This is a genomic window from Streptomyces sp. NPDC025806, from assembly GCF_055558275.1.
On the sequence record NZ_JBVHMU010000011.1, the window covers coordinates 53580 to 79325 of the forward strand.

The following is a 25746-nucleotide window of genomic DNA, read 5'->3' on the forward strand; positions in this document are numbered from 1 at the left end:
GAGGCATCGTGACCGCAACCTGGGACCCCCGCCCCGCGCCCGAGGCGGCCCGCGAGTTCCTGCCCGTCCTGGACATCCCGCCGCCGGGGCGCCAGCGCCGCTGGACCGTGCTGCTGCGCTGGCTGCTGCTGCTCCCGCAGTTCGTCGTCCTGGCGGTGCTGACGATCGCCGCGGTGTTCGTGGCGATCGCCGGCTGGTTCGCCGCGCTGTTCCTGGGCCGGCTGCCCGACGGGATCTACCGCTTCCTGGGGTCCGTGCTCGTGTACACGACCCGGGTGAACGCGAGTGCCACCCTTCTCGTGGACCGGTATCCGCCGTTCGCGTTCTCGGCGCCGGACCACCCTGTGCAGATCGAGCTGCGCCCGACGCCGCTGAACCGGCTCGCGGTGCTGTTCCGGCTGATCCTGGTGATCCCCGCGGCGATCCTCACCTCGCTGGCCCAGAGCGGGTGGGCCGCGCTGTCCTGGGTGTTCTGGCTGATCACACTGGTCCTGGGGCGGCTGCCCGAGCCGCTGTACGCGGCGACCGCCGCCGTGGCCCGGTACAGCTTCCGGACGGCCGCCTACTGGCACCTGCTGACCCCGGCCTACCCGAAGGGACTGTTCGGGGACGCTCCGGTGCCGCCCGCCGAGGTCCGCTCCGGGACCCGGCCGCTGCTGCTCGACACCTCGGCCAAGGTGCTCCTGGTGGTCTTCCTGCTGCTCGGCCTCGCGGGCCAGGTCGTCCGCGGCACCGTGGACTACGACGGCGACGACGACGGCCGCACAGACCCGTACGGCTCCCACCAGCCGGCGCCGTAGCGCTCCGGTGAGAGCCGCAGGGGGACGGCCACGGTCAGGTGTGGCCGGGTTCGGTCAGGCCGTGCGCGGCGGCCAGTTGCGGATCGCCTTGGAGCGCGGCGGCGCGTAGGTGCGCACCTTCGACGTGGTCAGGCCCAGGCGGACCAGCGACTCGGCGATGGTGACCGCGGCGGCGACGCCGTCCACGACGGGGACGCCGGTGCGCGCGACGACCTGCTCGGTCAGGCCCGCCATGCCGCCGCAGCCCAGGCAGATGACCTCGGCGTGGTCCTGCTCGACGGCAGCCGCGGCCTGCTCGACGATCGCGGCGACGGCGGCGTCCGGGTCGCTCTCGAGCTCCAGGACGGCCATGCCGCTGGCGCGCACGGAGGCGAGCCGGTCGGTGAGCCCGGCGAGCTTGAGCCGGTCCTCGATGAGCGGCACGGCCCGGTCGAGGGTCGTGACGACCGAGTACTTGTGGCCGAGGAACTGCGCGGTGCTGGCAGCCGCCTCGGTGATGTCGACGACGGGGACGTCGAGCAGCTCCTGGAGGCCCTCGCGGCCGTGCTCTCCGTAGCCGGCCTGGATGACGGCGTCGAAGGGCTCGGGGTAGGCGCGCACCTTCTCCATGACGGCGATGGCGGCGAGGTAGCTCTCGTAGTTGCCCTCACAGGACTCCGGTCCGAAGTCCGGTGTGAGCGGCACGATCTCGGTGCCGGGCGCCGCGACGGCGCGGGCCGTCTCGGCGATGCCCTTCGTCATCGACTCGGTGGTGTTGACGTTGGCGACGAGGATGCGCATGGGGGTGGTACTCCAAGGGGTGTGGATCATTCGGCGGCGACGGCGATGCTCTCGCCGTCGACGTGCTCGAAGGTCTGCTTGCGGTCGTTCACGGCCCAGTACAGCGCGGCGGCGATGCCGGCGCCGATGAACCAGGAGAAGCCCGCGATGCCGGAGAAGGTCGGAACGAGCGCGATGATCACGGAGAGGGCGGCGGCGGGCACGAAGACGCCGACGGCCTTCATGTTCACGCCGCGCCGGTAGTGGTACGTGGCCTCGGGGTGCTCGGTGTACAGGTGCGGCACGTGGATCTGGGCCTTGCGCAGCAGCCAGTAGTCGGCCATGACGATGCCGAAGACGGGGCCGAGGAGGGCGCCGAGTCCGCCGAGGAAGTACGTGACGGCGACCGGGCTGTCGTACAGGTTCCAGGGCAGGATCACCAGGCCGATGACGGCGCTGACGACGCCGGCGCTCCGGAAGGTGAGGCGCTGCGGGAACATGTTGACCAGCATGTACACCGGCGCGACGAAGTTCGCCAGGAGGTTGACGGCGACCGTCAGCATCAGCAGGGCGAGGCAGGCCAGGGCCAGCAGGATCGTGCTGGGGATGTCCTTGACGACCTGCGTGGGGCTGGTGATGACCTGGCCGTCGATGCGGAACTGGGCGCCGCTGAGCACGACCGCGATCGCGGCGAAGAACAGCATGTTCACCGGGATGCCGACGAGGTTGCCGCGGGAGATGGCGCGGTTGGACTTCGCGGACCGGGTGAAGTCGCAGAAGTTGAGGACGAACGTGCCGTAGACGACGACCCACAGGGCGGCGGCCTCGAAGATGTGCAGCCACTGGGTGCCGCCCTGGAACGGGGTGCCGTTGTCCAGCGCGATGGAGCCGTCGGCCTTGACGAACATCCAGACGGCGAGCGCGAGCACGGTGACCAGGACGGTCGGCGCGGCGAGCGCCATGTAGCGGCGGATGGCCTGCATGCCGTAGCTGACGATCAGGACCTGGACGGCCCACAGGACGAGGAACGCGATCCAGCCGAGCGTGGACAGGCCCAGGATCGAGTTCTTGTCGTAGTCGGCGGCGCCCGGCCACAGCGCCGTCACCAGCGTGCGCAGCACCTGGGAGGCGAGGTAGGTCTGGATGCCGAACCAGGCGATGGCGGCGGCGCCGCGGACCGCGGCGGGCAGCTTGGAACCGCGGACGCCGAAGGCGATCCGGCTCATCACGGGGAACGGGACGCCGGTGCGCGAGCCCATCCGGCCGGACAGGTTGAGCAGGACGAACAGCATGCCGGACGCGACGGCGAAGGCGATGAGGATGTCCCACACGCTCATCCCGAGGGCGAACAGGCCCATGGCGAAGGCGTAGTTGCCCAGGCTGTGGACGTCGTTGCCCCAGAGGGTGAAGACGTTGTAGGCGCCCCAACTGCGCCCCTGGACCTTGGTCGGTGCAAGGTCGCTGTTGTAGAGCCGCGGGCTGATGTCGACGCCCGCCACCTCCACCGGCTCCGTCTGGGATGGGGGCCGTTGCTGAGCAGTGGCCATGGGGACCCCTCAACTTTCCGCCGTGCAATTTCCGCTGTGCGAAAACACAGTTCCAAAGAATGTGAACTGGACGTTACGACGCCGGTTTTCCAGAGGTCAACGGTTTCCAGGCACACGAAACTCCGTGACATGAGTCACAACGGGACAAGCTTGTATACCAAGCGGGGGGACGCGTATAACCCCGCCGGACGGGTCCGGCGGGGCCTGTTCCACGCAGCTGCGGAACGGATGAAACCGCAGGTCAGACCAGGGGTTCCTGGAGTTCGGTGACCCAGTCGTCGCGGTTCTCGGGGCACTCCAGGTTTACCTCGGTGGGGTATCCGGCGGAGCGATGACCGTGTGCGTCGATCCAGTGGGCCAGCATCTGGACAGCCGGCAGGACCGTCTCCATGGAGCCGCGGTGGATGAGGGTGGCGGCCCGTTCGACGGGCGGCAGGTCGAGGATGCGCAGGCCGTCGTCCTCGCGGGGCGCCGCGGTGACCTCGACGCCCGCGTGGACGAGGATCCCGCCGCCCGGCGCGTCCTCGTAGCGGGCGACGCCGGGCCCGGTCGGTGCGATGCCGGCCGCCTCCAGACGCCGGAAGAGCTCCCCGTACAGCGGCTGGATCACCGGGCCGATGGTGCCGACTTCGAAGTCCGGTGCGACCGCGGTCAGTTCGGCCACACGGCGGCTGGGCAGGTGCTTGATGACGATGTCGTCGCCGGGCATGAGTCCCTCGCTCTCGATGGACCGGAGCCGCGCCTCGACCTGGCCGAGCCGGGCCGCCGTCGCCGCCATCTCCGCGGCCAGCTCGGCGCGGCGCAGCCGCAGCATCGCCCGCAGTTCCCCGGCGTCCACCTTCTCGTCGAGGATCTCCCCGACCTGGGCGAGAGTGAAGCCGAGGTCCTTCAGTGCGATCAGCCGGTTGAGCCGGGCGAGCTGGGCGGCCGTGTAGTGGCGGTATCCGGTGGCGGGGTCGACATGGGCGGGGCGCAGCAGTCCGGTCGCGTCGTAGTGACGCAGCATCCGGACCGACACCCGGCCGTGTCGGGCGAAGTCTCCGATGGTGAACATGGTGTCTCCGAGTACACGGGCTCACACGGTGTGAGGGTCAAGCGTCCCCCACCGAGCCCCGCTTCCAGTCGTCCCGGACATCATGCGCACCATCGGAGCCGCGCCGTCAGCCGCGGGTGAAGACCGCGACCGTGCGGGCCGGGACGGTGAAGGTGCCCGAGCCCTTCTCGTACGAGGACGTCCGTACGACCTCGTCGGCTCCCTTCTCCTGCACCGGGTGCAGGCCGTACGCCGTGCCGGCCAGCTCCCCGACCGTCTGCTTCTGCCGCTCGGGCGTCGCGTTGAGGACGACGACGAGGTCGCCGAGGCGCAGGGTGAGCACGCCCGGGGTCTCGTCGGTGCCCGAGAGCGGGAAGGACAGTTCCTTCTGGACCTCGGCCGCGGTGGCCAGGTGGAAGGCGGGCTCGGCCGTACGGATCTTCAGCAGGTCCCGGTACGCGGCGGAGGCGCCGTCGATGTCCTGGCAGCCCGGGACCGGGACGGAGGAGAGCAGCGGCTTGGCGTACGGCCACTTCGCCTCGTTGTCGGCGGCCGGCGGAAGGCCGCGCCCGAAGCCGTTGCCCGTGCGGCAGTCCCAGTGGATCGCGTTGAACCAGTCGCCGCTGTCGAAGGAGTTCCGGTCGAGGGACTTCGAGCGGAGCAGGTCGGTGCCCGCCTGGGAGAGCGCGGGGCCCTGCGAGAGCGTGGCGGTGGCCATCGCGAGGACCTGCATCCGGGCCCGGTCGGCGGTCGACGTCTCCTTCGGCAGTTTGTAGGTGAGCGCGTCGTAGAGGGACTCGTTGTCGTGTGCGTCGGCGTAGGCGAGGGCGTCGCCCGGGGCCTCGGCGTAGCCGGCGGGTGCGCCGTTGTAGTCGACCTGGGAGCCCTTCACCTTCTTCCCGGCGGTGTCGGTGAAGGAGTAGTCGGCCAGGCTCCCGGACAGGCCCACCTTGATCAGGTCCTGGTAGTGGAGCAGCCGGGCCTTCTGCTCGGCGGGGGTGCCGTTGGCCTTCGAGGTGTTCGGGTCGGTGTAGAGGCCGCTGGCGAAGCCCTGCACGCCGGGGTCCTCGTCGAAGGGGCCGCCGCCGCGCACGGCGTCACGGGCCCGGTCGGAGAAGGTGGCGATGCCGGTGCCGGCCATGTTCTTCTGCGTGGCCTGGACGAAGCGGGCGTCGTCGGCGACCTCGCCGAAGTTCCAGCCCTCTCCGTAGAGGATGATCTTCTTGCCGTCGACGCCGTCCTTCGCGACCGTCAGCTCGTCGAGCGCCTTGCGCACGGCCAGGATGTTGGCCTTGGGGTGGTGGCCCATGAGGTCGAAGCGGAAGCCGTCGACCTTGTACTGCTTGGCCCAGGTGACGACGGAGTCGGCGACGAGCTTGCCCATCATGGTGTTCTCGGGCGCGGTGTTGGCGCAGCAGGTCGAGTTCGCGACCGTGCCGTCCGCGTTCAGCCGCTGGTAGTAGCCGGGGACGATCTGGTCGAGGACCGAGTTGTCGTCCTGGCCCGCGGCCGCCGTGTGGTTGTAGACGACGTCCATGACGACGCGCAGGCCGTCCTGGTTGAGGGCCTGGACCATCTGCCGGAACTCGACGGTGCGCCGGGTGCCGTCCGGGTCGGAGGCGTAGGAGCCCTCGGGGACCGTGTAGTGCAGCGGGTCGTAGCCCCAGTTGAAGGCGTCCTTCGCGGCGCTCTTGGTGACGCAGGCCTGCTGCCGGTCACTGTCGGGCGCGTACGAGCCGAGGTCGCAGTCGGGCGTCGTCTGCTCCGACTTCTTCTCGGGGATCGTCGCGATGTCGAAGGCCGGCAGCAGGTGCACGTACGAGGTGCCGGCGGCGGCCAGGGCGCGCAGGTGCTTCGAGCCGGTGCTGTCGCGGTCGGTGAAGGCGCGGTACGTGCCGCGGTCGTCCTGCGGAGTCGTGGTGTCGGCGACGGAGAAGTCGCGGACGTGCAGTTCCTGGATCTGCGCGTCCTTCATCGCGACGGCCTTCGGCTTCTTCAGGTCCGCCCAGCCCTTCGGGGCGAGGGCCCGGTCGGCGAGGTCGACGACGAGGCTGCGCCGCGAGTTCGCGGTGAGGGCGAGCGAGTAGGGGTCGGTGACCTTGTTCGTGACGAGCTCGCCGACGCTCGGCGCCCAGAGGCGCACGGCGTACCGGTACGGCTTGCCGCGCCAGGCGGCGGCCGGGCCGGTGGCCGACCAGACGCCGCTGGCCGCGTCGCGGCGCATGCGCACGGTCCGCCCGTCGAGGTCGAGGGAGACGTCCTGGGCGGTCGGCGCCCACACGGACAGCGTGACCTTGTCCCCCTTGAACACGGGCCCCAGCCCGGCCTTCGCGGCGGCCGTCCCGTAGAGGGAGTCGAGTGCGCCGGGGAGCTGGACACCGGTCGCGGTGAGCAGGGCGCCGTTCGCCGCGCGCTGGGTGGCGATCAGCTGCCCACGCAGCGCGTCGCGTGCCCGGTCGCGGTCGCGGGGGTCGATCGTGAACGCGGGGTAGTCCTTGAGGTGCGGGTACTTCGCCTTCTGGGCGTCGGTGAGCGTGCCCGGGTTCAGCCGCAGCCAGTGGCCCTCGCTGCTCAGCGCGCCGTCCTCGACGGTGATGCCGCCCTCGGGAGCGTAGACGAGCTGCTCGCTGGTGCCGGAGCCGGCCTTCACCTTCCACACGACGGTGTCGGCGTCGATCCACTGCGCCTCGGCCTTGCCGAGGTCGAGGTCACCGCCGCCGCTGAGGGACGGCAGCAGGTAGCCGCTCTCCCCCGCGTTGAGCCACACCTCCTTGCCGTACGTGCCGAAGTCGAGGGAGCGGTCGGTGGGGATGTCCTTCTCGTCGCCCTTGTGGAGGATGTAGCCGAGGCTGGTGGCCCCTTCGGCGAGCGGCACCTCGAAGACGAGGCCGAACGCGTCCTTGCCGGTGGGCTGGAGCGGCTTCGCCCAGTCGGTGGGGTTCGCGGCGCCGGTCCAGGTGTGCAGGCCCCAGCCGTCGTAGTCGCCGTCGGCGCGGCGCACGTGGACGACGGCCTTGGTCGCGTCCTGCGGCGGGTAGACCCCGTCGGGCCGGGTGGTCTTCTGTCCGTCGGCGCCCTGCTCGATCCAGACCTCGCCGGTCCTGCCGAGGTCGATCGTGCGCTCGGGGCCGTCGGCGGAGCCGTCCTTCTCGACGGTGTACTTGAGCGATCCGGCCCCGTCGGGGACCTTCACCCAGGCGAAGGCTCCGTAGGCGTCCCGCCCGACGAACTCGCCCTTGCTGTCACCGGACGTGAGGGTCCAGCCGGTGTAGTCCTTGTCGGTGCGCCGGTAGTGGACCACGACGTGGTCGCGGTCGACGGCCGTCGGCTTCTCGGGAGCCGGGGCCTGCCCGGCCGTGGAGGAGGCGAGCGCGCTCGCGGTGCGCCCGTCCCGGTCCACGACGACGGCCTTGTAGCGCAGGGCCGTGCCCGCCTTCACCGTGTCCGGCAGATACTGCGTGATCTTGTACGGGGCGTGGTCGACCGAGCCGAGCGTGCGCCATGTCCCGTCGCCGACCTGCGCGGCGAAGACGACGCGCGGGGACGCGGTGGCGCCGGGGTCCGCGCTCAGGGTGACGGTGCCGGTGGCGCCGTCGGCGGGGGCGGTGAGGGACACCTGCGGGGCGGTGGTCGTCTTCGGGAGCTTCGCGTCGGCACGCAGGACGAGGGAGGAGAGCGCGGGGACGGTCACCTCGACACGCCCGCTCTCGGCCTTCACCTGGCCCGATACGCCGTAGACGGTGCCGAACGCGGCGGACTCGACGGGCAGTTGGACCGTCCTGTCCTCCTGCGCGTTGTTCACGGCGACGACGTACTCGCGGTCCTCGCCGGTGCGGGAGAAGGCGTACACGGAGTCCTTGGCGTAGAGCTCCTTCTGTGTGCCGTCGGTGAGGGCCGGGTTCTGCTTGCGAAGCTTCGCCAGCGCGGCGATGTCCCGGTAGAGGGGGTGCTGCTCGTCGTAGGCGGCGTCGGCGTGCGTGCGGTCGGTGCCGAGCTCGTCGTCGTCCAGGTAGTCGGCGACCTTCGAGGGGAAGAGGGTCTGGCGGGCGTCCTTGTCGCCGCCGGCGCCGGTGAAGCCCTGTTCGTCGCCGTAGTAGACGACGGGGTTGCCGCGCGAGAGGAACATCAGCTCGTGCGCGAGCCGGTCGCGCCGGAGAAGCTCCTTGTCGGAGGCCTTGGGGTTGTCGGCCTTGAGGAAAGTGCCGATGCGGCCCATGTCGTGGTTGCCGAGGAAGGTGACCTGCTCGTACGCGTTGGCCCGGTCGGTGGCGTACTTGTAGTCGTCGGCGAAGACCTTGGCGAGCTTGTCCGCGCTCGCGCCCTGGGAGGCGTAGGCGCGGGCGGCGTCCTGGAAGGGGAAGTCGAGGGTGGCGTCCAGCCGGCCGCGCGTGACATAGGGCGCGGTGACGTCGGTGTCGGCGGAGTAGACCTCGCCGAACATGAAGAAGTCCTTCCGGCCGCGGGCCGCCGCGTACCGGTCGAGAGCGGTGGCCCACTGGGTCCAGAAGTCCATGTTCACGTGCTTGGCGGTGTCGATGCGGAAGCCGTCGACGTCGAAGTCCCGCACCCAGGTCTCGTAGATCTTCTCCATGCCCCGGACGACCTCGGGCCGCTCGGTCCACAGGTCGTCGAGCCCGGAGAAGTCGCCGTACGTCGTGGACTCGCCCTCCCAGGTCGAGTCGCCGCGGTTGTGGAACATCGTCGGGTCGTTGAGCCAGGACGGGACCATCTCGCCGGTGTTCTTCGGCGTGTACGGGAAGGAGTCCTCGTCAACCTTCGCGGTGACGCCCTTGCTGTCGTCGAAGGGGCGGCCGTCGGTGTCGAGGTAGGGGTAGGCGCCCTTGGGGCGGTACCCGTACTGCTTCTCCGCGTAGTCGACGGTGTCGGCGGTGTGGTTGGTGATGACGTCGAAGAAGACCTTCATGCCCTTGGCGTGGGCCTTGGCTATGAGGCGCTTGAGGTCCGCGTTCGTGCCGAAGTGCGGGTCGACCTGGGTGAAGTCGGTGATCCAGTAGCCGTGGTAGCCGGCCGACGCGTTGTCGCCCTCGCCCTGCACCGGCTTGTTCTTGAAGATCGGCGCCATCCAGATCGCGGTGGTGCCGAGGTCCTTGATGTAGTCGAGCCGCTCGGTGAGGCCCTTGAGGTCGCCGCCCTGGTAGAAGCCCTTGTCGGTGGGGTCGTAGCCGGTCGCGAGCCGGGAACCGGTCAGCCCGCCCTTGTCGTTGGCGCTGTCGCCGTTGGCGAAACGGTCCGGCAGGACGAAGTAGTACTGCTCGCGGGTCAGGTCGTGGCGGGCGGGCGCGGCGGCGAGCTGCGCGTCGTAGGGCGGCGCGGGCGGGGCCGCGGCACGGGCCGCGAGCGGCTGGGCGAGCGTGACGAGGAGGGCGGCGGCCGCGGTGTACGCGGCGGCCCGTCTGCGCGGGATGGGACGGGTGCGGCTCAAGGCGTGAACTCCTCGCGGAATCAGGGCTCTTGGGGAGGCGCGGGCCGACGAGGGCCGGGGCCTTGGGGACCGGGGCAGCGGGGAGGAGCCCCGGTCCGCCGCGTGACGGTACCGCTTGCTGGAAGTCGACTGCAAGAGTTCTGCAAGCAACAGCAAGAATTTTCAGCAGGGTTCTTGACGTGGCCTTCTCAACTCCCGCAGGCTCACGGAGCGTTGCCCTCCCTCCGGCCCTGACGAAAGCGCCGGAATCCCCCCATTCAGGAGCCGCACATGCATCGACCCCCCACCCGTGCCCGGCGCCGCCGGGCCACCGCGACCGCGCTCGCTCTGGGCGCACTGACGCTCGGCGGCGTCGTCACGCTGCCCGCACAGCCCGCCGCTGCCGCCGACACGGGCGTGGCGAACGGCGACGTGATCGCCAACCTGTGGCAGTGGAACTGGAAGTCCGTCGGCAAGGAGTGCACCGACGTCCTCGACCCGGCCGGTTACGGCGCCGTCCAGGTCGCGCCGCCCGAGGAGTCCCTCAAGCAGGAGAACTTCTACTGGTGGGACGTCTACCAGCCGTACTCGTACAAGCTCGACAGCCGCTTCGGCAGCGCGGGCGATTTCAAGGACATGATCGACACCTGCCATGCGGCGGGCATCGAGGTCTACACGGACGCCGTCGTCAACCACACGGCCGCGCAGACCGGCACCGGGTACGCCGGCACCACGATCGGCGACCGCTACGACACCCCGGACTACGACCCGGCCGACAGCGACGACTGCAAGAAGACGATCGCCAACTGGTCCGACCAGTACGAGGTCCAGCACTGTGAACTGCTCGGCATGCCCGATCTCGACACGGGCGAGCAGGGCGTGCGGGACAAGATCGCCGGGTTCCTCAACACACAGATCGACCTGGGCGTCGACGGCTTCCGCATCGACGCCGCCAAGCACATCGAGACGGGCGACCTGAACGCGATCGTGGGCGCGCTGCACACCACGACGGCGGGCGACGCCCCCTACATCACGCAGGAGGTCTACCCGGGCAACCCGCCCGCCCTCGGGGACTACTACAACAACGGCGACGTCCTCGACTTCACGTACGCCGCCGCGATGAAGTCCCAGTTCCAGGGCGGCGACATCGCCAACCTGGCGTCGTTCGGCAGCAGTTGGGGGCTCGCCGACGAGGCGCACTCCAACTCCTTCGTCACCAACCACGACACCGAGCGCAACGGCTACACGCTCAGCTACAAGGACGGCGCGACCGCGACGCTGGCCAACGTGTTCCAGCTGGCGCGCGGGTACGGCCGCCCGTCGGTGTACGCCGCCTGGACCTTCGACCAGAGCGACCAGGCGCCACCGAACGACGGCAACGGCTTCGTCACCGGCACGGACTGCGGCAGCGGCTGGGCCTGCGTCGACCGGGACGCGGCGGTGGCCGGGATGGTCGGCTGGCACAACGCGGTCGGGGACGCGCAGGTCGCGAACTGGCAGTCCCCGGCCTCGAACGTCATCGGCTTCGGCCGTGGTGACAAGGGCTTCGTCGCGCTCAACAACACGGCGGACGCCCACACCTTCACGTACACGACGGGCCTGCCCGACGGCACGTACGCGAACGTGATCGACGGTGGCGCGACCTCGGTCACCGTCTCCGGCGGCAAGGCCGAACTGACTGTGCCCGCGAAGGGCGCGGTCGCCTTCCACGGCTAGCGGATCGGGAGAGGGGGCCGGTGCACCGAGCACCGGCCCCCTCTTCCTCATGTCCTACGCGGTGGCCCACCACACGGTCGTGTCGGCGGTCAGCTCGACGAGACCGTCCGCGACCGTGACCGGCCCCGAGGCGAGCAGCACCCGGCCGGGTGCGGTGATGCGCACGGCGGTGCCCGTCGTGTTGACCGTGCAGGCGAAGCCCGGCCGGTCGAACCGCAGGATGCCCGGCGGCACCTCGTCGTCCCAGGTCACGTCGGTGCCGGCGCCGAGGCCCGGCTCGTCGCGGCGCACGGCGAGCGCGGCGCGGTACAGCTCCAGGGTGGAGCCGGCGACACCGGTCTGCGCCTCGACGCTGAGCTCGCCCCAGCTCTCGGGCTGCGGCAGCCAGCTGCCCCCGCTGCCGAAGCCGTACGAGGATCCCGTGCGGGTCCACGGGATCGGCACCCGGCAGCCGTCGCGGTAGCCGTCCTGGCCCTGGGCGCGGAAGAACGACGGGTCCTGGCGCACCTCGTCGGGCAGGTCGGTGACGTCGGGCAGGCCGAGCTCCTCGCCCTGGTAGACGTAGGCGGAGCCGGGCAGGGCCAGCATCAGCAGGGTGGCGGCGCGGGCGCGGCGCAGGCCGAGCTCGCGGTCGCCGGGGGTGCGGATCTGGGTGCCGAGGCCCGGCGGGTTGGCGTAGCGGGTGGCGTGCCGGGTGACGTCGTGGTTGGACAGGACCCAGGTGGCCGGGGCGCCGACGGGGCGCATGGCGTCGAGGGAGCTGTCGATGATGCGGCGCAGCTCCTCGGCCTCCCAGGGGGCGCCCAGGTACTGGAAGTTGAAGGCCTGGTGCAGCTCGTCGGGGCGCACGTAGTTCGCGGTGCGCTCGACGGTCGGCGTCCACGCCTCGGCGACGAAGATGCGGTCGCCGTCGTACTCGTCGAGGATGAGGCGCCACGAGCGGTAGATCGCGTGGACGCCGTCCTGGTCGAAGAACGGCATGACGTCGTTGCCGAGCAGCTTGAGCTGGTCGTGGCCGCCGAGGTCGGGCAGGCCCTCGGCCTTGACGAGGCCGTGGGCGACGTCGATGCGGAAGCCGTCGACGCCCATGTCGAGCCAGAACCGCAGGATGGAGCGGAACTCGTCGGCGACGGCCGGGTGCTCCCAGTTGAGGTCGGGCTGCTCGGGGGCGAAGAGGTGCAGGTACCACTCGCCGTCGGGGAGCCGGGTCCAGGCGGGGCCGCCGAAGATGGACTCCCAGTCGTTGGGCGGCAGTTCGCCGTGCGCGCCCTTTCCGGAACGGAAGTGGTAGCGCTCGCGCAGCGGCGAGCCGGGGCCCTCGGCGACGGCGCGCTTGAACCACTCGTGCTGGTCGGAGGAGTGGTTGGGCACGAGGTCGACGATGACGCGCAGGCCGAGCCCGTGCGCGTCCCGGATGACGGCGTCGGCGTCGAGCAGGGTGCCGTACATGGGGTCGACGGCCCGGTAGTCGGCGACGTCGTAGCCGCCGTCGGCCTGCGGGGAGGCGTAGAACGGGCTCAGCCAGACCGCGTCCACGCCCAGGTCGCGCAGGTACGGCAGGCGCTGCCGGATGCCTTCGAGGTCACCGGTGCCGTCGCCGTCGCTGTCGGCGAAGCTGCGCGGGTAGACCTGGTAGATGACGGCGTCGCGCCACCAGTCCGCGGCCTCGCGGGTGGTCGTGGCGCCGGCCGGTGCGGTGTCGGTGGGGTGCTGGCTCATGGTGTCCTTGCTGCGGGAAGGAGCTGGCAACTGGTCGGTCGTGGGTGGGGGTTCAGCCCTTGGTGCCGCCTGCCGTGAGGCCGGTGACCAGGTGCTTCTGGACAAGGTAGAAGAAGGCGGTGACCGGAATGGCGATCAACACCGCGGTGGCGGCCATCAGGTTCCACTGGGCGTCGTGCTCGCTGATGAAGCTCTGCAGGCCCACCGCGAAGGTGTACTTGGAGTCGTCGAGCAGGAACGTGGACGCGAAGGGCACCTCGGCGAACGCCGTGATGAAGCTGTAGAACGCGGCGACGGCGATGCCCGGCTTGGCCAGCGGCAGGATGAGCCGCCAGAAGGTGCCGAAGGGGCTCAGCCCGTCGATCCGGCCGGCCTCGTCGATCTCGATCGGGACGGTGTCGAAGTAGCCCTTCATCAGCCAGGTGCAGTAGGGCACGATCGTGGTGCAGTTGACCAGGATGACGCCCTGGTAGGTGTCGATGAGGCCCAGCTCCGAGAAGATCTCGTACATCGGCACGATGAGGACGGCGATGGGGAACGCCTGCGTGAGGAGCAGGACCCACATCAGCGGCCGGTAGCCGGGGAAGCGCATGCGGGAGACCGCGTAGCCGGTCGTCGCGGCGAACAGGACGCCGACGAGGGTGGTGCCGAGCGCGATGATCAGCGTCGACTCCATCCACTGGAAGAAGTTGGTGTGCTGCAACACCTGCGAGTAGTTGGAGAGTGTCGCCTTGCCCGCGATGCCGCCCGGGTGCAGGTAGTCGTCCTTGTCCGGGCCGAAGGACAGGTAGACGAGCCAGACGATCGGGAACAGGGCGACGAGGCTCGCGATGCCGAGGACGCCGTGCGCGACCGCCTTGCCCAGCGGGCCGCGCTCGCCCCGGCGGCGCACCTTGGGTGCCTTGCCGGCCGGGCGGTCGTCGTCGGACGTGGTCGGTGCCGCGGGGATCTGCGGTGCGGTCGTGGTGCTCATGGTGGGGGCTCCTGCGGCGTCAGACGGCGAGCTGCTCATTGCGCTTCAACCAGCGGTAGTAGAAGGTCGTGAAGACGGTGAGGATCGACAGCAGCAGCACGCCGTACGCGGCGGACTGGGCGAAGTCGCGCGGCTGCTGGCCGAAGCCGAGGCGGTAGGCCCAGGTGACGAGGATCTGGGCGTCCGGCGCCGTGTTGCCGAACAGCAGGAAGATGATCGCGAACTGGTTGAAGGTCCAGATCACGCCGAGGAGCACGACGGTGGAGCTCACGGACCGCAGGCCCGGCAGGGTGATGTGCCGGAAGCGCTGCCAGGCGTTCGCGCCGTCCATCTCGGCGGCCTCGTAGAGCGAGGAGTCGATGGACTGGAGTCCGCCGAGCAGCGAGATCATCATGAAGGGCACGCCGCACCAGGTGTTGACGAGGATCGCGGCGATCCGCTGGAACGTGGGATCCTCCAGCCACTGCGGCTGCGGCAGGTGCAGCGAGCCGAGCGTGGAGTTGATGATCCCGGAGTCGGCGAGCATGATCCGCCACGCGAAGACGGTGACGAAGGTGGGCACCGCCCAGGGCAGGATGAGCAGCAGCCGGTAGAGGGTGCGGCCGCGCATCTTCTCGTTGAGCAGCAGCGCCAGGCCGAGGCCGATGGCGTAGTGCAGGGCGACGCAGACGACCGTCCAGACGACGGTCCAGATGAAGTGGGACCAGAAGCGGTCGTAGGAGGCGGGGCCCCACAGGATGTCTGCGTAGTTGTCGAGGCCGATGAACTGGTAAGTGGCCTCGATGTGGTTGACGCCGATCGTGCGCGCCGAGTTCAGGCTGTTGGCGTCGGTGAGCGTCAGGTAGAAGCCCCGTGCGAGCGGGTAGCCGACGAGAACGCCGAGCACGACGACGACCGGGGCGATCATCGCGTACGCGTACCAGTACGTGCGGTACGAGTCCTTGAGGCGCCGGATCGGTCCGGGGCGCGGCGGGCGGCTCTGGGTGGCCGGTCGGTCGACGGCGAGGGTCATGCGGGCACCTTCTGCATGGGGCGGGGCGGTTCGACGCCGGTTCGCGCCCTCCCCCTTCGGGGCGCGAACCGGCCGCTTGCGCTACGGGACCGCCGGGGTCAGTACTGGACCGCCGGGGTCACTTGGTGAAGCCGGGGACCAGCTTGGTGAAGGCGGTCTCCAGGTTGCCGAGGCCCTTGTCGAGGGACTCCTTGCCGGTGGCGACCTTCGGGAGCTCCTGGTCCATCGGCGTCCACAGCGAGCTGTACTCGGGCAGCTCGGGGCGCGGCTGGGCGGCGGGGAGCACCTTCTGGTAGCCGGCGATGCCCGGGTCGGCGGTGACCTTCGCGGTGTACGCGTCCTCGCGGGTGGGCAGCGTCGAGTTCTTCAGGGCGATCTGCTCCTGCGTCTTCGCGGAGGTCATCCACTTGACGAACTTGAGCGACGCTTCCTGGTGGGCCTTGTCGGAGCCCGCGTAGACGGACAGGTTGTGTCCGCCGGTGGGGGCGCCCGCCTTGCCGGCCGAACCGGCCGGGACGGTGGCGATGCCGAGGTTCGCCTTGTCCTTGAACGCCGAGCCCTTGTAGAAGTTCGTGATCTCCCACGGGCCCTGGACGATCGCGGCGACCTTGCCGCTGACGAACGCGTCCTGGATGTGGGCGTAGGCGTCGGCGGTGGCGTCGGCCTTGTGCAGGCCCTTGCCGTCGAACATGCCCTTCCAGGTGGTCAGGCCCTTCTTGGCGGCGGCGGAGGAGATGGTGATCTTCTTGCCCTGGGCGTCGACGGTGTCGGTGCCCTCGCCGAAGAGGAACGGCTGGGCGTAGTAGCCCGCGGTGGAGGCCCAGTAGCCGTCGACGCCGGTCTTGTCCTTGACCTTGGCCGCGTCGGCCTTGAGCTCCTCCCAGGTGGTGGGCGCCTCGGTGATGCCCGCCTTCTTGAAGAGCGCCTTGTTGTAGACGAGGGCCAGGGTGTCGGTGACCAGCGGCACGCCGTAGGTCTTGCCGTCGAACTGGGCCTGCTTGATCAGGCTCGGCTGGAACTTGTCCTTCTCGGCGAGGGCCTCGGTGCCGTCGAGCGGCAGCAGGTAGCTCTTCTTCGCGAACGCGGGCGTCCAGCCGACCTCGGCGCGCAGCACGTCCGGGGCGCCGCTCGCGCCGGCGGCGGTGTCGAACTTGTTCTGCGCCTGGTCGAACGGCACGTTGGTGTACTTGACCTTGATGCCGGGGTTCGCCTTCTCGAACTCCTTGGCCAGGGCCTTGTACGTGGGGGCCTCGTTCGTCGCGTTCGAGGTGTCCCACCAGGTGATGGTGACCGGGCCCGACGCCTTGCCGCCGTCCTCGTCACTTCCGCCGCAGGCCGTCGCCGCGAGTGCGAGGGACGCCACCACCGCGGTGGCCGCTATGCCACGCCGCATGAGATCTCCTAGAGGGGTGTAAGCCCGTTTTGGCTCTGCCGACTGGGCCGCTGCGGCCGCCGGGCGACGTGAACGTAACAGCGCGGTAAGCCGTACGAAAGACCTTGCTGAAAAATTTTGCAGCCGGAGCTGCAAGCGTTATGCGGTTTGCCTGGTTTTGCTGCCAGTTGCCCGGCTGCAAGGCTCTGCAAGGTCTTGCCACGGAGCCGTCACACAGGGATCATCTGAGGTCTTGTCCTGTTGTTCTGCAAGGAGTGCGATGACGCAGCTGCCCGCACAGGCCGGCCGTCGGCCCGTGCCGTCCCCGCCCGCGACCGCCCGCCTGGCCGACATCGCGGCGCAGGCCGGTGTCAGCGAGGCGACGGTCAGCCGCGTGCTGAACGGGAAGCCCGGCGTCGCCTCGGCCACCCGGCAGTCCGTGCTCGCCGCCCTCGACGTGCTCGGCTACGAGCGGCCGGTCCGGCTGCGCCGCCGCAGCGAGGGCCTGGTCGGCCTGATCACGCCCGAGCTGGAGAACCCGATCTTCCCGGCGCTCGCGCAGGTCATCGGCCAGGCGCTGACCCGCCAGGGCTACACGCCGGTGCTCGCCACGCAGACCCCCGGCGGCTCCACCGAGGACGAACTGACCGAGATGCTCGTCGACCGCGGGGTCACCGGCATCATCTACGTCTCCGGGCTGCACGCCGACACCACGGCCGACACCCAGCGCTACGAGCAACTGCGCGCCCAGGGCGTCCCGTTCGTGCTCGTGGACGGCTTCTCGCCGAAGGTGCAGGCGCCGTTCATCTCGCCGGACGACCGGGCCGCGATGCAGCTCGCCGTCACCCATCTCGCGGCGCTCGGGCACAGCCGCATCGGGCTCGCGCTCGGCCCGAAGCGGTTCGTGCCGGTGCAGCGCAAGATCGAGGGCTTCGTGCGCGCGATGCAGGACCGTTTCTCTCTGGCCCCCGAAGACATCGAACGCGAGCTCGTCCAGCACTCCCTCTACACCCTGGAGGGCGGCCAGGCCGCGGCCTCCGACCTGCTCGACCGCGGCTGCACGGCGATCGTGTGCGCGAGCGACATGATGGCCCTCGGCGCGATCCGCGAGGCGCGCCGGCGGGGCCTGGAGGTCCCGGACGACGTCTCGGTGGTCGGCTTCGACGACTCCCCGCTGATCGCATTCACCGATCCACCGCTGACGACGGTACGCAAGCCGGTGCAGGCCATGGGCCAGGCGGCAGTCCGCGCCGTCCTGGAGGAGATCGGCGGAACCCCCACCCCGCACACCGAGTTCGTCTTTATGCCGGAACTGGTGGTGCGCGGCTCGACGGCATCGGGCCCCGGGGTGACGGGACGGGCCTGAGGGGGCGGTCCTCAGGGGGCGCGCGAGGGAATCGCCTCGCCCGTCTCCCTCGCCGGGCAGGTGTGGCGGGCCATTGGTACAGTCGGCGGCGCTCGATCCGTACCGACTGCCGCCATGCCGTAGGGAGCACACCGCCGATGGCCGTGGACCAGCTCGACACTCGTATCCTGCGGCTGCTCCTGGAGCAGCCGCGTACGAGTGTGCGCGAGTACGCGCGGATTCTCGGGGTCGCCCGGGGCACGCTCCAGGCGCGGCTCGACCGTCTGGAGCGGGACGGCGTGATCACCGGGACGGCGCCCACCCTCTCCCCCGCCGCGCTCGGGCACCCGGTGCTGGCGTTCGTGCACATCGAGGTCACCCAGGGGCATCTCGCCGACGTCGGCGACGACCTGGCGGGCGTGCCGGAGATCATCGAGGCGTACTCGATCACCGGCGGCGGCGACCTCCTGGCGCGGGTCGCGGCGCGCGACGCGGGGCATCTGGAGGACATCGTGCAGCAGCTCAACCGGCTGCCCGGAGTCGTCCGCACCCGCACCGAGGTGGCCCTGCGCGAGCGGGTCCCGCACCGGGTGCTGCCGCTGGTCGAGGCGATCGGGCGCGCGGCCGCCGAGCGCAGGTGATCCGGGCCGCCGGTTCCTGCATGCTGGAAGGCATGAGCGACCATCTGCCCGCGTACCGGCTCGGCACCACGGCCGTCGTCTTCGATCTGGACGGCACCCTCGTGGACAGCGAGCCCAATTACTTCCGGGCGGCGCTCGGCACGCTCGCCCGGTACGGCGTCACGGACTTCACGTGGGCGGACCACGAGAAGTACGTCGGCATCTCCACGCTGGAGACCATCGGGATCTGGAAGCGGCGGTACGGCATCACGGCGCCCGCGGACGAGCTGCTCGACGACATGAACGCCCGCTATCTGGAGCTGGCCCGCGCCGAGACGCACGTGTTCCCGCAGGTGCGGTTGTTCGTGGAGCACCTGCACGCGGAGGGCGTCCCGATGATCGTCGCCTCGGGTTCGTCGCCGGAGACCATCGACGCGATCCTCGCGGGCACGGGGCTGACCGGACTGCTGTCGCGGTACGTCTCGGCGGACGAGGTCGAGCACGGCAAGCCGGCCCCCGACGTTTTCCTGGAGGCGGCCCGCCGGCTCGGGGTGGCGCCCGGGCACTGCGTGGTCCTGGAGGACGCGGCGCCGGGGGCCGCGGCGGCGCACGCGGCGGGCATGCGCTGCATCGCCGTCCCGTACGTCGCCGCGCAGGCCGGCGACCCCGCGTTCACCACCGTGGACCTGCTCTTCAAGGGCGGTCAGGAGGAGTTCACGGCGCGGGCCGCGTGCGAGTGGCTCGAGCGGTCAGCTCCGTCTTCCTGATCTTCCCGGTCGGGGTGAGCGGCAGCTCGGGGACGACCTCGACGACCTGCGGGATCTTGTAGCCGGCCATGGTCGTCGCGGCCCACGCGCGCAGGGCCTCGCCGGTCAGCGCGGAGCCCTCGGCGACCCGTACGAACGCGTGGGGGCGCTCGCCGCTGTCGGGGTCGGGCACGGCGACGACCGCGGCGGCGAGCACCTCGGGGTGCTGTCCGAGCAGCGTCTCGACCTCGGTCGGGAAGACGCTCATGCCCTTGACCTTGATCATGTCCTTGTTGCGGCCCAGGTAGTGCAGACAGCCGTCCTCGTCGAGGGCGCCGATGTCGCCGGTGTGCAGCCAGCCGTCGCGCAGGGCGCTCGCGGTGGCGGCGGGCGCGCGCCAGTAGCGGGTGAGGACGGAGGGGCCGCGGACGACGATCTCGCCGCGCTCGCCGAGCGGCAGCGGGTCGCCGGTGACGAAGTCGACAACCATGAAGTCGGTGCCGGGCACCGGCAGTCCGCAGAAGACGGGGTCGCTGATCAGGTCGTGGTCGCCATCCTGGAAGCCGAGCGTGTTCGTGTCGCTGGTGTGCGTCTCGGTCATCCCGTACGAGGCCTCCCGCAGGACGCTGTGCTCGCCGACGGCCGCCTTCCAGCGGGCCCGGATGTCGGGGGTGAGCTTGCGGATGAAGGACACGGTGAGCGGGGCGGTCAGGGTGGTCAGGTCGTGCCGGTCCAGCTCGGGGTGGTCGAGGAGTTCGAGGTAGTTCTCGACGGTGCCGGCGAGCGTGGTGACGCCGTGCTCGCCGATGGCGCGCAGCACGGCGCCCGCGTTCCAGCGGGCCAGGAGCACGCTGGTGCCGCCGGAGACGAGCGGCGCGAGGATGCCGAGGTTCTCGCCGGCGATCCAGAACACGGGCAGGTAGCAGAGCGAGACGATGCGCTCGGCGCGGGCGGCGGGGTCCGCGGCGCGGCCGTTCTCGATGGCGGTGGCCGTGTAGACCATGTGGCGCTGGGTGTGTTCGCAGCCCTTGGGCATGCCGGTGGTGCCGCCCGTGTAGTTGAGGGCGGCGAGCGCGTCGAGGTCGTCGGCGATCGGTTCGTGCCGGGCGTGCGCGGTCGCGGCGGGCCATTCGGCGTCGGCGAGGACCGTGCGGACGGGGGTGTCGGCGCGCACCTCGTCGAGGACGGGGAGCAGCGGGTCGTGGGTGACGACGACCTCGGGGGCGGCGTCGCACAGTTCGTGCCGCAGCTCGGCCGCGCGGAACATCGGGTTGACGGGCACGTGCACGGCGCCGAGACGCAGCACGGCGAGCATCGTGACGACGAAGCGCGCGCCGTTGGGCAGGAAGACCCCGACGCGGTCGCCGCGCCCTACGCCCTCGTCGTGCAGCCGGCCGGCCACGCGGGCGCAGAGGTCGTCGAGGGTGCGGTAGTCGAGCGTGCCGTCGTCGGTGACCAGGGCGGGGCGATCGGGATGGAGCGCGGCCCAGCGGGCTATGTGGGCGGGGACGGTGAGCTCGCCCGCGGGATGGACGGTGCGGGTGGGCTGGCGGCCCGCGCGGGACTTCGCCTGCCGTGCGCGCAGGTCGTTCAGGTACGCCTCGACGTGTGTGCCGGTGGTCAACGTGCGGCTCCCTACTCATGGTGTGCGGCTACTGCCGCGGTGCTGCTCCGATACCGAGGAGGTGCAGATACATGGCGGTCACGTCGCGGACCGCGTCGTCGCGGGCGTCCGGCCGCTCGGCGACGAGCCGGGCGAACTCCACGCTCATGCCGCCGACCGCGCGGGACAGCGTGAGCGGGTCGACGACGGGGTGGGCGAGGCCCTCGGCGGCGACGCGGCGCACGTAGCGCGCGGCGCGGCGCACGGGACGCTCGCGGATCTCCTCCCACAGCGCCCGCACCTCGGCGTCGGTGCGCGCCTGCTGCTCGATCAGGGAGAGCAGCGGCAGGTGGTGGGCGTAGGCGGTGATGAAGGCGGCGGTGGAGGCGGCGGCGACGGCGGGTACGTCGTCGGTGTCGACGCCCGGCACGTCCTGCGCGGCGAGGAACGCGTCCCGCACCCGCGCCGCGAGCACCCGGAACACCTCGTCCTTGGAGGCGAAGTACACGTAGAAGCCGGCCCGGGAGACCTCGGCCTCGGCGGTGATGTGGGCGATGGTCGCCGGGCCGTGGCCGAGGCGCGCGAAGACGGTCTCGGCGGCGTCGAGGAGCCGGCCGCGGGCCGGTGCGTCCGTGCGGTCGCGGGCCGTGCGGGTCGCCCATTCCTGCTGCGTCTGCTGTCTGCGTGCCACGAGGCCCAGAGTATTGACGTTGACGTCAATGTCAATGAAGCTGACGGACATCCGTCCGCACCCGTCCGTGCGACCACGACTCTTTTCGGAGGAGCTCATGGGGTCTGCCGCCGTCCTCGTCGCCAATCGCGGGGAGATCGCCGTACGGGTGCTGCGCGCGGCCGCCGAGCTGGGGATGCGCACGGTGGCCGTGCACGAGCCGGGTGACGAGGCGCATGTGCGGGCCGCCGACGAGAAGGTGGCGCTCGCGGCCGGGGGCTGTCTCGACGCAGCCGGTCTGGTGGACGCCGCGCGGCGCACGGGCTGCGGGTATCTGCATCCGGGGTACGGGTTCCTGAGCGAGTCGTCCGAGCTGGCCCGGCGCTGCGCCGAGGCCGGGATCGTCTTCGTCGGCCCCTCCCCCGAGGTCCTCGACCTGTTCGGGGACAAGGCACGGGCACGGGCCCTCGCCGTCGAGGCGGAGGTGCCGGTGCTGCCGGGCACGCTCGGCGCGACCTCGCTCGACGAGGCGCGGGAGTTCCTCGCGGGCGGGCCGGTGATGGTGAAGGCGCTCGGCGGGGGCGGCGGGCGCGGGATGCGCGTCGTGCGCACGGCGGCGGAGCTCGACGAGGCGTGGGAGCGGTGCGCCTCGGAGGCCCGACAGGCCTTCGGGCGGGCCGAGTTGTACGTGGAGCGGCTGTGGGAGGGCACCCGGCACATCGAGGTGCAGATCGTCGCGGACGGCTCGGGTGCGGTGGCGCATCTGTGGGAGCGGGACTGCAGCGCGCAGCGCCGGCACCAGAAACTGGTGGAGATCGCGCCCGCGCCCGGACTGGACACGGCGGTGCGGGACCGGCTGCTCGACAGCGCACTGCGGCTCGCCCGCGCGGCCTGCTACGAGGGCGTGGGCACGGTCGAATTCCTGGTGCGGGGCGAGGAGTTCGTGTTCATGGAGGCCAATCCGCGCCTTCAGGTGGAGCACACGGTGACCGAGGAGGTGACCGGCGTCGATCTCGTCGCGGCGCAGTTGCGGATCGCGGCGGGCGAGCGGCTCGCGGACCTGGGGCTCGCCGGTGCGCCGCCCGCGCCGCGCGGCTTCGCGGTGCAGGTGCGGGTGAACGCGGAGGTCACGGCGGCGGACGGCGCGGTGCGGCCCTCCGCCGGGCGGATCACCCGGTTCGACGTGCCGACGGGCCCCGGGGTGCGGGTGGACACGGCGGTGCGCACCGGCACGGAGATCGGCACGCGCTTCGACTCGCTGCTCGCGAAGGTCGTCGCGCACGCGCCGGGCGGCGGTCTGGACGCGGCGTGCGGGCGGGCCCGGCGGGCGCTGGACGAGTTCGTGGTGGAGGGCGTCTCGACGGGGGTGCCGCTGCTCCGGGCGCTGCTCGACCATCCCGGCTTCACGGCGGGCGGCGTCGACACGGGCTTCGTCGAGCGGCATCTTGTGGAACTGGCGCCGCCCGAGGCGCCCCGGCCGGACACGGACGCGGGCGCGCTCGTCGCGCCGATGAGCGGCACGATCGTCGCGGTGGAGGCGGAGCCCGGCCGGGCGGTCGCCGAGGGCGCCGTGCTCGTGGTCCTGGAGGCCATGAAGATGGAGCACGTGGTGCGCGCCGAACAGGCCGGTGTCGTACGGGAGTTGCGCGTGTCGGTCGGGGAGACGGTCGCCGAGGGCGCCGAGCTGGTGCTGCTGGATCCGGGCGAGGCGGGGCCCGAGGAGCGGGAGGACGCCGGGCCGGTGGACCTCGACGCGGCGCGGCCCGATCTCGCGGAGGTCGTGGCGCGGCACGCGTTCGGGCTCGACGAGAACCGGCCGGAGGCGGTCGCCAAGCGGCACGCGGCGGGCCGGCGGACGGCGCGCGAGAATCTGGAGGACCTCTGCGACCCGGGCACGTTCACCGAGTTCGGCGCGCTGACGGTCGCGGCGCAACGGCGGCGGCGCCCGCTGGAGGAGCTGATCCGGGACACGCCCGCCGACGGGATGGTGACCGGCACGGGCCGGGTCGGCGGCGCGCCGGTCGTCGCGATGTCGTACGACTACACGGTGCTCGCCGGGACGCAGGGCATGAACAACCACGCCAAGACGGACCGGATGCTGGAGGTCGCGGAGCGGCGCGGGCTGCCGGTCGTGCTGTTCGCGGAGGGCGGGGGCGGCCGGCCCGGGGACACGGACTCGACGGCGATCGCGGGCCTGAACGTGACGACGTTCCATCACATGGCCCGGCTCAGCGGGCGGGTGCCGCTCGTCGGCATCGCGTCCGGCCGCTGCTTCGCGGGGAACGCGGCGCTGCTCGGCTCCTGCGACGTGATCATCGCGACGCCGGAGGCGAACATCGGGATGGGCGGCCCGGCCATGATCGAGGGCGGCGGTCTGGGCGTGCACCGGCCCGAGGACATCGGACCGCTGTCGGTGCAGGTGCCGAACGGGGTGGTCGATCTGCCGGTCGCCGACGAGGCGGAGGCAGTGTGGACGGCCCGCGCCTATCTGTCGTACTTCCAGGGGGTGCAAGGCAGTTGGGAGGCTCCGGACCAGCGGCTGCTGCGGCACGTGGTGCCGGAGAACCGGCGGCGGGCCTACGACGTGCGGGCCGCGGTCGAGGGGCTCGCCGATGTGGGCTCGGTGCTCGAACTGCGGCGCGGGTTCGGGGTGGGCGTGGTGACGGCGCTGATCCGGGTCGAGGGCCGGCCGATGGGGCTGATCGCGAACAACCCCGGGCATCTGGGCGGGGCGCTGGACCGGGACGCGGCCGACAAGGCGGCACGCTTCCTGCGGCTGTGCGAATCCTTCGGCCTACCGGTGATCTCGCTGTGCGACACCCCGGGCTTCATGGTCGGCCCGGACGCCGAACGCACGGCGACGGTACGGCAGTTCGCGGATCTGTTCGTGGCCGGGGCGCGGCTCACCGTGCCGCTCGTGTGCCTGGTGCTGCGCAAGGCGTACGGGCTCGGGGCGATGGCCATGATGGGCGGGTCGACGCGGGCGCCGCTCGCCACGGCGGCCTGGCCGAGCGGCGAGTTCGGCGGGATGGGACTGGAGGGCGCGGTGCGCCTCGGCTATCGCAGGGAGCTCGCGGCGATCGCCGACCCGGCCGAGCGGGAGCGGGCCTTCCAGGAGCGGGTCGCCGAGCTGTACGAGCACGGCAAGGCGGTCAACGCGGCGGCCGCGCTGGAGATCGACGGGGTCATCGACCCGGCCGCCTCCCGCGCCTGGCTGCTGGCGGCTCTGGACACGCCGGCGACGGCACGGCATTGACCGGCGGGCAGCGGGGTACTCCGACGATCATGCGGATCAGTGTGGTGGATGTCGGGTCGAACACGGTGCGTCTGGCGATCGCGGACGCGGCCGACGGGGCGCCGCTGCCGGTGCACACGGCGAAGCGCAGGCTGCGCCTGTCCGACCGGGTCGACGACGACCGGCGGCTCGGCCCCGAGGCGGTGTCGGAGATCGTCGAGGCGGTCGCCGGGGCGCGGGACGAGGCCCGGCGCTGGGGCAGCGACGAGCCGTTCGCGTTCGCCACGGCGATCGTCCGGGACGCGCCGAACCGGGACGAGGTGCTGCGCGCCGTGCACGAGGGCGCGGGGCTGCGGCTGCGGGTGCTGCCCGGCGAGGTGGAGGCGGAGCTGACGTTCCTCGCGGCGCGCCGCTGGCTGGGCTGGCGGGCCGGACCGCTCGGCGTGCTCGACATCGGCGGCGGCTCGCTCGAGGTCGCGTTCGGGCGGGGCCGGGAGCCGAGCTTCGCGGTGTCGCTGCCGCTGGGGGCGCGCCGGCTGACGCGCGAGCATCTGCCGCAGGACGAGGACCCGCCGACGGAGGAGTCCCTCAAGGCGCTGCGCCGTCACGTCCGCCATCAACTCCGGGACGTGGCCGCGCGGATCCGCTGGGAGGGCCCGCTCACGGTGGCGGCCACCTCGCGCACGTTCACGCAGCTGGCGCGGCTGTGCGGGGCGGCCCCGGGCCGCCACGGCCCGTTCACGGAACGCCGCTTGAGCCGCAAGGCCCTGCGCACCGCGATCTCCGAACTCTCGGTGCTCCCCGCGCCCGACCGGGCCGCGCTCCCCGGCATCTCGGCCCCCCGCGCGGCCCAGTCGCTCGCCGGGGCGCTGGTCGGACACACGGCGATGAAGCTGATGGACGTCCGCGAACTGACCCTGTGCCCCTGGGCGATCCGCGAGGGCATCCTGCTGCGCCGCATAGAGGGCGACACGGCCTGGTGGAACGGCCTGACGGATCCGGTGCTGCCCCACATGAGGGACCCGCTCCCGCAGGAGGGGCTGCGGTTCGCCGTGCGGGGGTGAGGCGGCGGCGCGGGTTACACGGGCCCCCACAGCGCGGCCCGCGTGACGTGACGTTCGCCATGAAGCGGCGGCGCCTCTTGTGAGGCGCCGTCGGTGCTGATCAGCTGGGA

The 25746-nt window shown here is 71.5% G+C and carries 17 protein-coding genes; 7 read left to right on the forward strand and 10 right to left on the reverse strand.

The window, feature by feature from the left end; all coding sequences use genetic code 11:
* Positions 1-5 precede the first annotated feature (5 nt).
* Positions 6-800: a DUF4389 domain-containing protein gene (locus ACZ4E1_RS24765; protein WP_467543247.1), complete on the forward strand. Its 795-nt coding sequence runs from the start codon at positions 6-8 to the stop codon at positions 798-800.
* Positions 801-854: 54 nt separating this feature from the next.
* Here the strand turns inward: ACZ4E1_RS24765 and ACZ4E1_RS24770 are convergent, their stop codons facing one another.
* The 4 genes from ACZ4E1_RS24770 to pulA all read right to left on the reverse strand — a co-directional run bounded on the left by ACZ4E1_RS24770 (position 855) and on the right by pulA (position 9582).
* On the reverse strand, positions 855-1580 hold the full coding sequence (locus tag ACZ4E1_RS24770) for an aspartate/glutamate racemase family protein (RefSeq protein WP_467542660.1): 726 nt from the start codon (positions 1578-1580) through the stop codon (positions 855-857).
* 26 nt (positions 1581-1606) lie between these two features.
* The gene (locus ACZ4E1_RS24775) at positions 1607-3106 is read right to left on the reverse strand and encodes an NCS1 family nucleobase:cation symporter-1 (protein ID WP_467542662.1); all 1500 of its coding nucleotides are present in this window, start codon (positions 3104-3106) and stop codon (positions 1607-1609) included.
* Between the two features lie 241 nt (positions 3107-3347).
* Entirely contained in the window at positions 3348-4160 is an 813-nt protein-coding gene (locus ACZ4E1_RS24780) for a MerR family transcriptional regulator (RefSeq protein WP_467542664.1), read from the reverse strand.
* A gap of 106 nt (positions 4161-4266) precedes the next feature.
* Entirely contained in the window at positions 4267-9582 is a 5316-nt protein-coding gene (pulA, locus tag ACZ4E1_RS24785) for a pullulanase-type alpha-1,6-glucosidase (RefSeq protein ID WP_467542666.1), read from the reverse strand.
* A 270-nt stretch (positions 9583-9852) separates the two neighbouring features.
* Here pulA and ACZ4E1_RS24790 point away from each other — a divergent pair, with 270 nt between their 5' ends.
* Positions 9853-11277 carry an alpha-amylase gene (locus ACZ4E1_RS24790; RefSeq protein WP_467542668.1) on the forward strand — a complete coding sequence of 475 codons (1425 nt, stop codon included), beginning with the start codon at positions 9853-9855 and terminating at the stop codon, positions 11275-11277.
* Positions 11278-11331: 54 nt separating this feature from the next.
* Here the strand turns inward: ACZ4E1_RS24790 and ACZ4E1_RS24795 are convergent, their stop codons facing one another.
* The 4 genes from ACZ4E1_RS24795 to ACZ4E1_RS24810 form a co-directional block, all read right to left on the reverse strand.
* On the reverse strand, positions 11332-12996 hold the full coding sequence (locus ACZ4E1_RS24795) for a glycoside hydrolase family 13 protein (RefSeq protein WP_467542671.1): 1665 nt from the start codon (positions 12994-12996) through the stop codon (positions 11332-11334).
* 52 nt (positions 12997-13048) lie between these two features.
* Positions 13049-13969, reverse strand: a complete 921-nt coding sequence (locus ACZ4E1_RS24800; protein ID WP_467542673.1) for a sugar ABC transporter permease — start codon at positions 13967-13969, stop codon at positions 13049-13051.
* A 19-nt stretch (positions 13970-13988) separates the two neighbouring features.
* A complete protein-coding gene (locus tag ACZ4E1_RS24805; RefSeq protein WP_467542675.1) occupies positions 13989-14981 on the reverse strand; it encodes a carbohydrate ABC transporter permease in 993 nt (330 codons plus the stop codon).
* A gap of 118 nt (positions 14982-15099) precedes the next feature.
* Complete coding sequence (locus tag ACZ4E1_RS24810; protein WP_467542677.1) at positions 15100-16374, reverse strand: extracellular solute-binding protein; 1275 nt, start codon at positions 16372-16374, stop codon at positions 15100-15102.
* 259 nt (positions 16375-16633) lie between these two features.
* On the opposite strand from ACZ4E1_RS24810, the gene ACZ4E1_RS24815 reads away from it, so the two are divergent.
* From ACZ4E1_RS24815 to ACZ4E1_RS24825, 3 genes are all read left to right on the forward strand, one after another.
* Entirely contained in the window at positions 16634-17719 is a 1086-nt protein-coding gene (locus ACZ4E1_RS24815) for a LacI family DNA-binding transcriptional regulator (RefSeq protein ID WP_467542679.1), read from the forward strand.
* A 137-nt stretch (positions 17720-17856) separates the two neighbouring features.
* Positions 17857-18339 (forward strand): Lrp/AsnC family transcriptional regulator, encoded by a 483-nt coding sequence (locus tag ACZ4E1_RS24820; RefSeq protein WP_188340326.1) that lies wholly within the window; start codon positions 17857-17859, stop codon positions 18337-18339.
* Positions 18340-18371: 32 nt separating this feature from the next.
* On the forward strand, positions 18372-19085 hold the full coding sequence (locus ACZ4E1_RS24825) for an HAD family hydrolase (protein ID WP_467542681.1): 714 nt from the start codon (positions 18372-18374) through the stop codon (positions 19083-19085).
* Here the strand turns inward: ACZ4E1_RS24825 and ACZ4E1_RS24830 are convergent.
* A complete protein-coding gene (locus ACZ4E1_RS24830) occupies positions 19033-20688 on the reverse strand; it encodes an AMP-binding protein (protein ID WP_467542683.1) in 1656 nt (551 codons plus the stop codon). The two genes, ACZ4E1_RS24825 and ACZ4E1_RS24830, sit on opposite strands and share 53 nt — an antisense overlap.
* A 28-nt stretch (positions 20689-20716) precedes the next feature.
* Positions 20717-21358, reverse strand: coding sequence for a TetR/AcrR family transcriptional regulator (locus ACZ4E1_RS24835; protein ID WP_467542686.1), 642 nt, complete (start codon positions 21356-21358; stop codon positions 20717-20719).
* Positions 21359-21455: 97 nt separating this feature from the next.
* Here ACZ4E1_RS24835 and ACZ4E1_RS24840 point away from each other — a divergent pair, with 97 nt between their 5' ends.
* A complete protein-coding gene (locus tag ACZ4E1_RS24840) occupies positions 21456-24593 on the forward strand; it encodes a carboxyl transferase domain-containing protein (RefSeq protein WP_467542689.1) in 3138 nt (1045 codons plus the stop codon).
* 29 nt (positions 24594-24622) lie between these two features.
* On the forward strand, positions 24623-25636 hold the full coding sequence (locus tag ACZ4E1_RS24845) for a Ppx/GppA family phosphatase (RefSeq protein WP_467542691.1): 1014 nt from the start codon (positions 24623-24625) through the stop codon (positions 25634-25636).
* The last annotated feature ends 110 nt before the right edge of the window (positions 25637-25746 follow it).

Excerpts from the sequence above, each read along its gene's own strand:
- ACZ4E1_RS24770 (WP_467542660.1), bottom strand. The coding sequence starts at position 1,580 with ATGCGCATCCTCGTCGCCAACGTCAACACCACCGAGTCGATGACGAAG.
- ACZ4E1_RS24775 (WP_467542662.1), bottom strand. The coding sequence starts at position 3,106 with ATGGCCACTGCTCAGCAACGGCCCCCATCCCAGACGGAGCCGGTGGAG.
- ACZ4E1_RS24780 (WP_467542664.1), bottom strand. The coding sequence starts at position 4,160 with ATGTTCACCATCGGAGACTTCGCCCGACACGGCCGGGTGTCGGTCCGG.
- ACZ4E1_RS24790 (WP_467542668.1), top strand. The coding sequence starts at position 9,853 with ATGCATCGACCCCCCACCCGTGCCCGGCGCCGCCGGGCCACCGCGACC.
- ACZ4E1_RS24795 (WP_467542671.1), bottom strand. The coding sequence starts at position 12,996 with ATGAGCCAGCACCCCACCGACACCGCACCGGCCGGCGCCACGACCACC.
- ACZ4E1_RS24800 (WP_467542673.1), bottom strand. The coding sequence starts at position 13,969 with ATGAGCACCACGACCGCACCGCAGATCCCCGCGGCACCGACCACGTCC.
- ACZ4E1_RS24805 (WP_467542675.1), bottom strand. The coding sequence starts at position 14,981 with ATGACCCTCGCCGTCGACCGACCGGCCACCCAGAGCCGCCCGCCGCGC.
- ACZ4E1_RS24810 (WP_467542677.1), bottom strand. The coding sequence starts at position 16,374 with ATGCGGCGTGGCATAGCGGCCACCGCGGTGGTGGCGTCCCTCGCACTC.
- ACZ4E1_RS24815 (WP_467542679.1), top strand. The coding sequence starts at position 16,634 with ATGACGCAGCTGCCCGCACAGGCCGGCCGTCGGCCCGTGCCGTCCCCG.
- ACZ4E1_RS24820 (WP_188340326.1), top strand. The coding sequence starts at position 17,857 with ATGGCCGTGGACCAGCTCGACACTCGTATCCTGCGGCTGCTCCTGGAG.
- ACZ4E1_RS24825 (WP_467542681.1), top strand. The coding sequence starts at position 18,372 with ATGAGCGACCATCTGCCCGCGTACCGGCTCGGCACCACGGCCGTCGTC.
- ACZ4E1_RS24840 (WP_467542689.1), top strand. The coding sequence starts at position 21,456 with ATGGGGTCTGCCGCCGTCCTCGTCGCCAATCGCGGGGAGATCGCCGTA.
- ACZ4E1_RS24845 (WP_467542691.1), top strand. The coding sequence starts at position 24,623 with ATGCGGATCAGTGTGGTGGATGTCGGGTCGAACACGGTGCGTCTGGCG.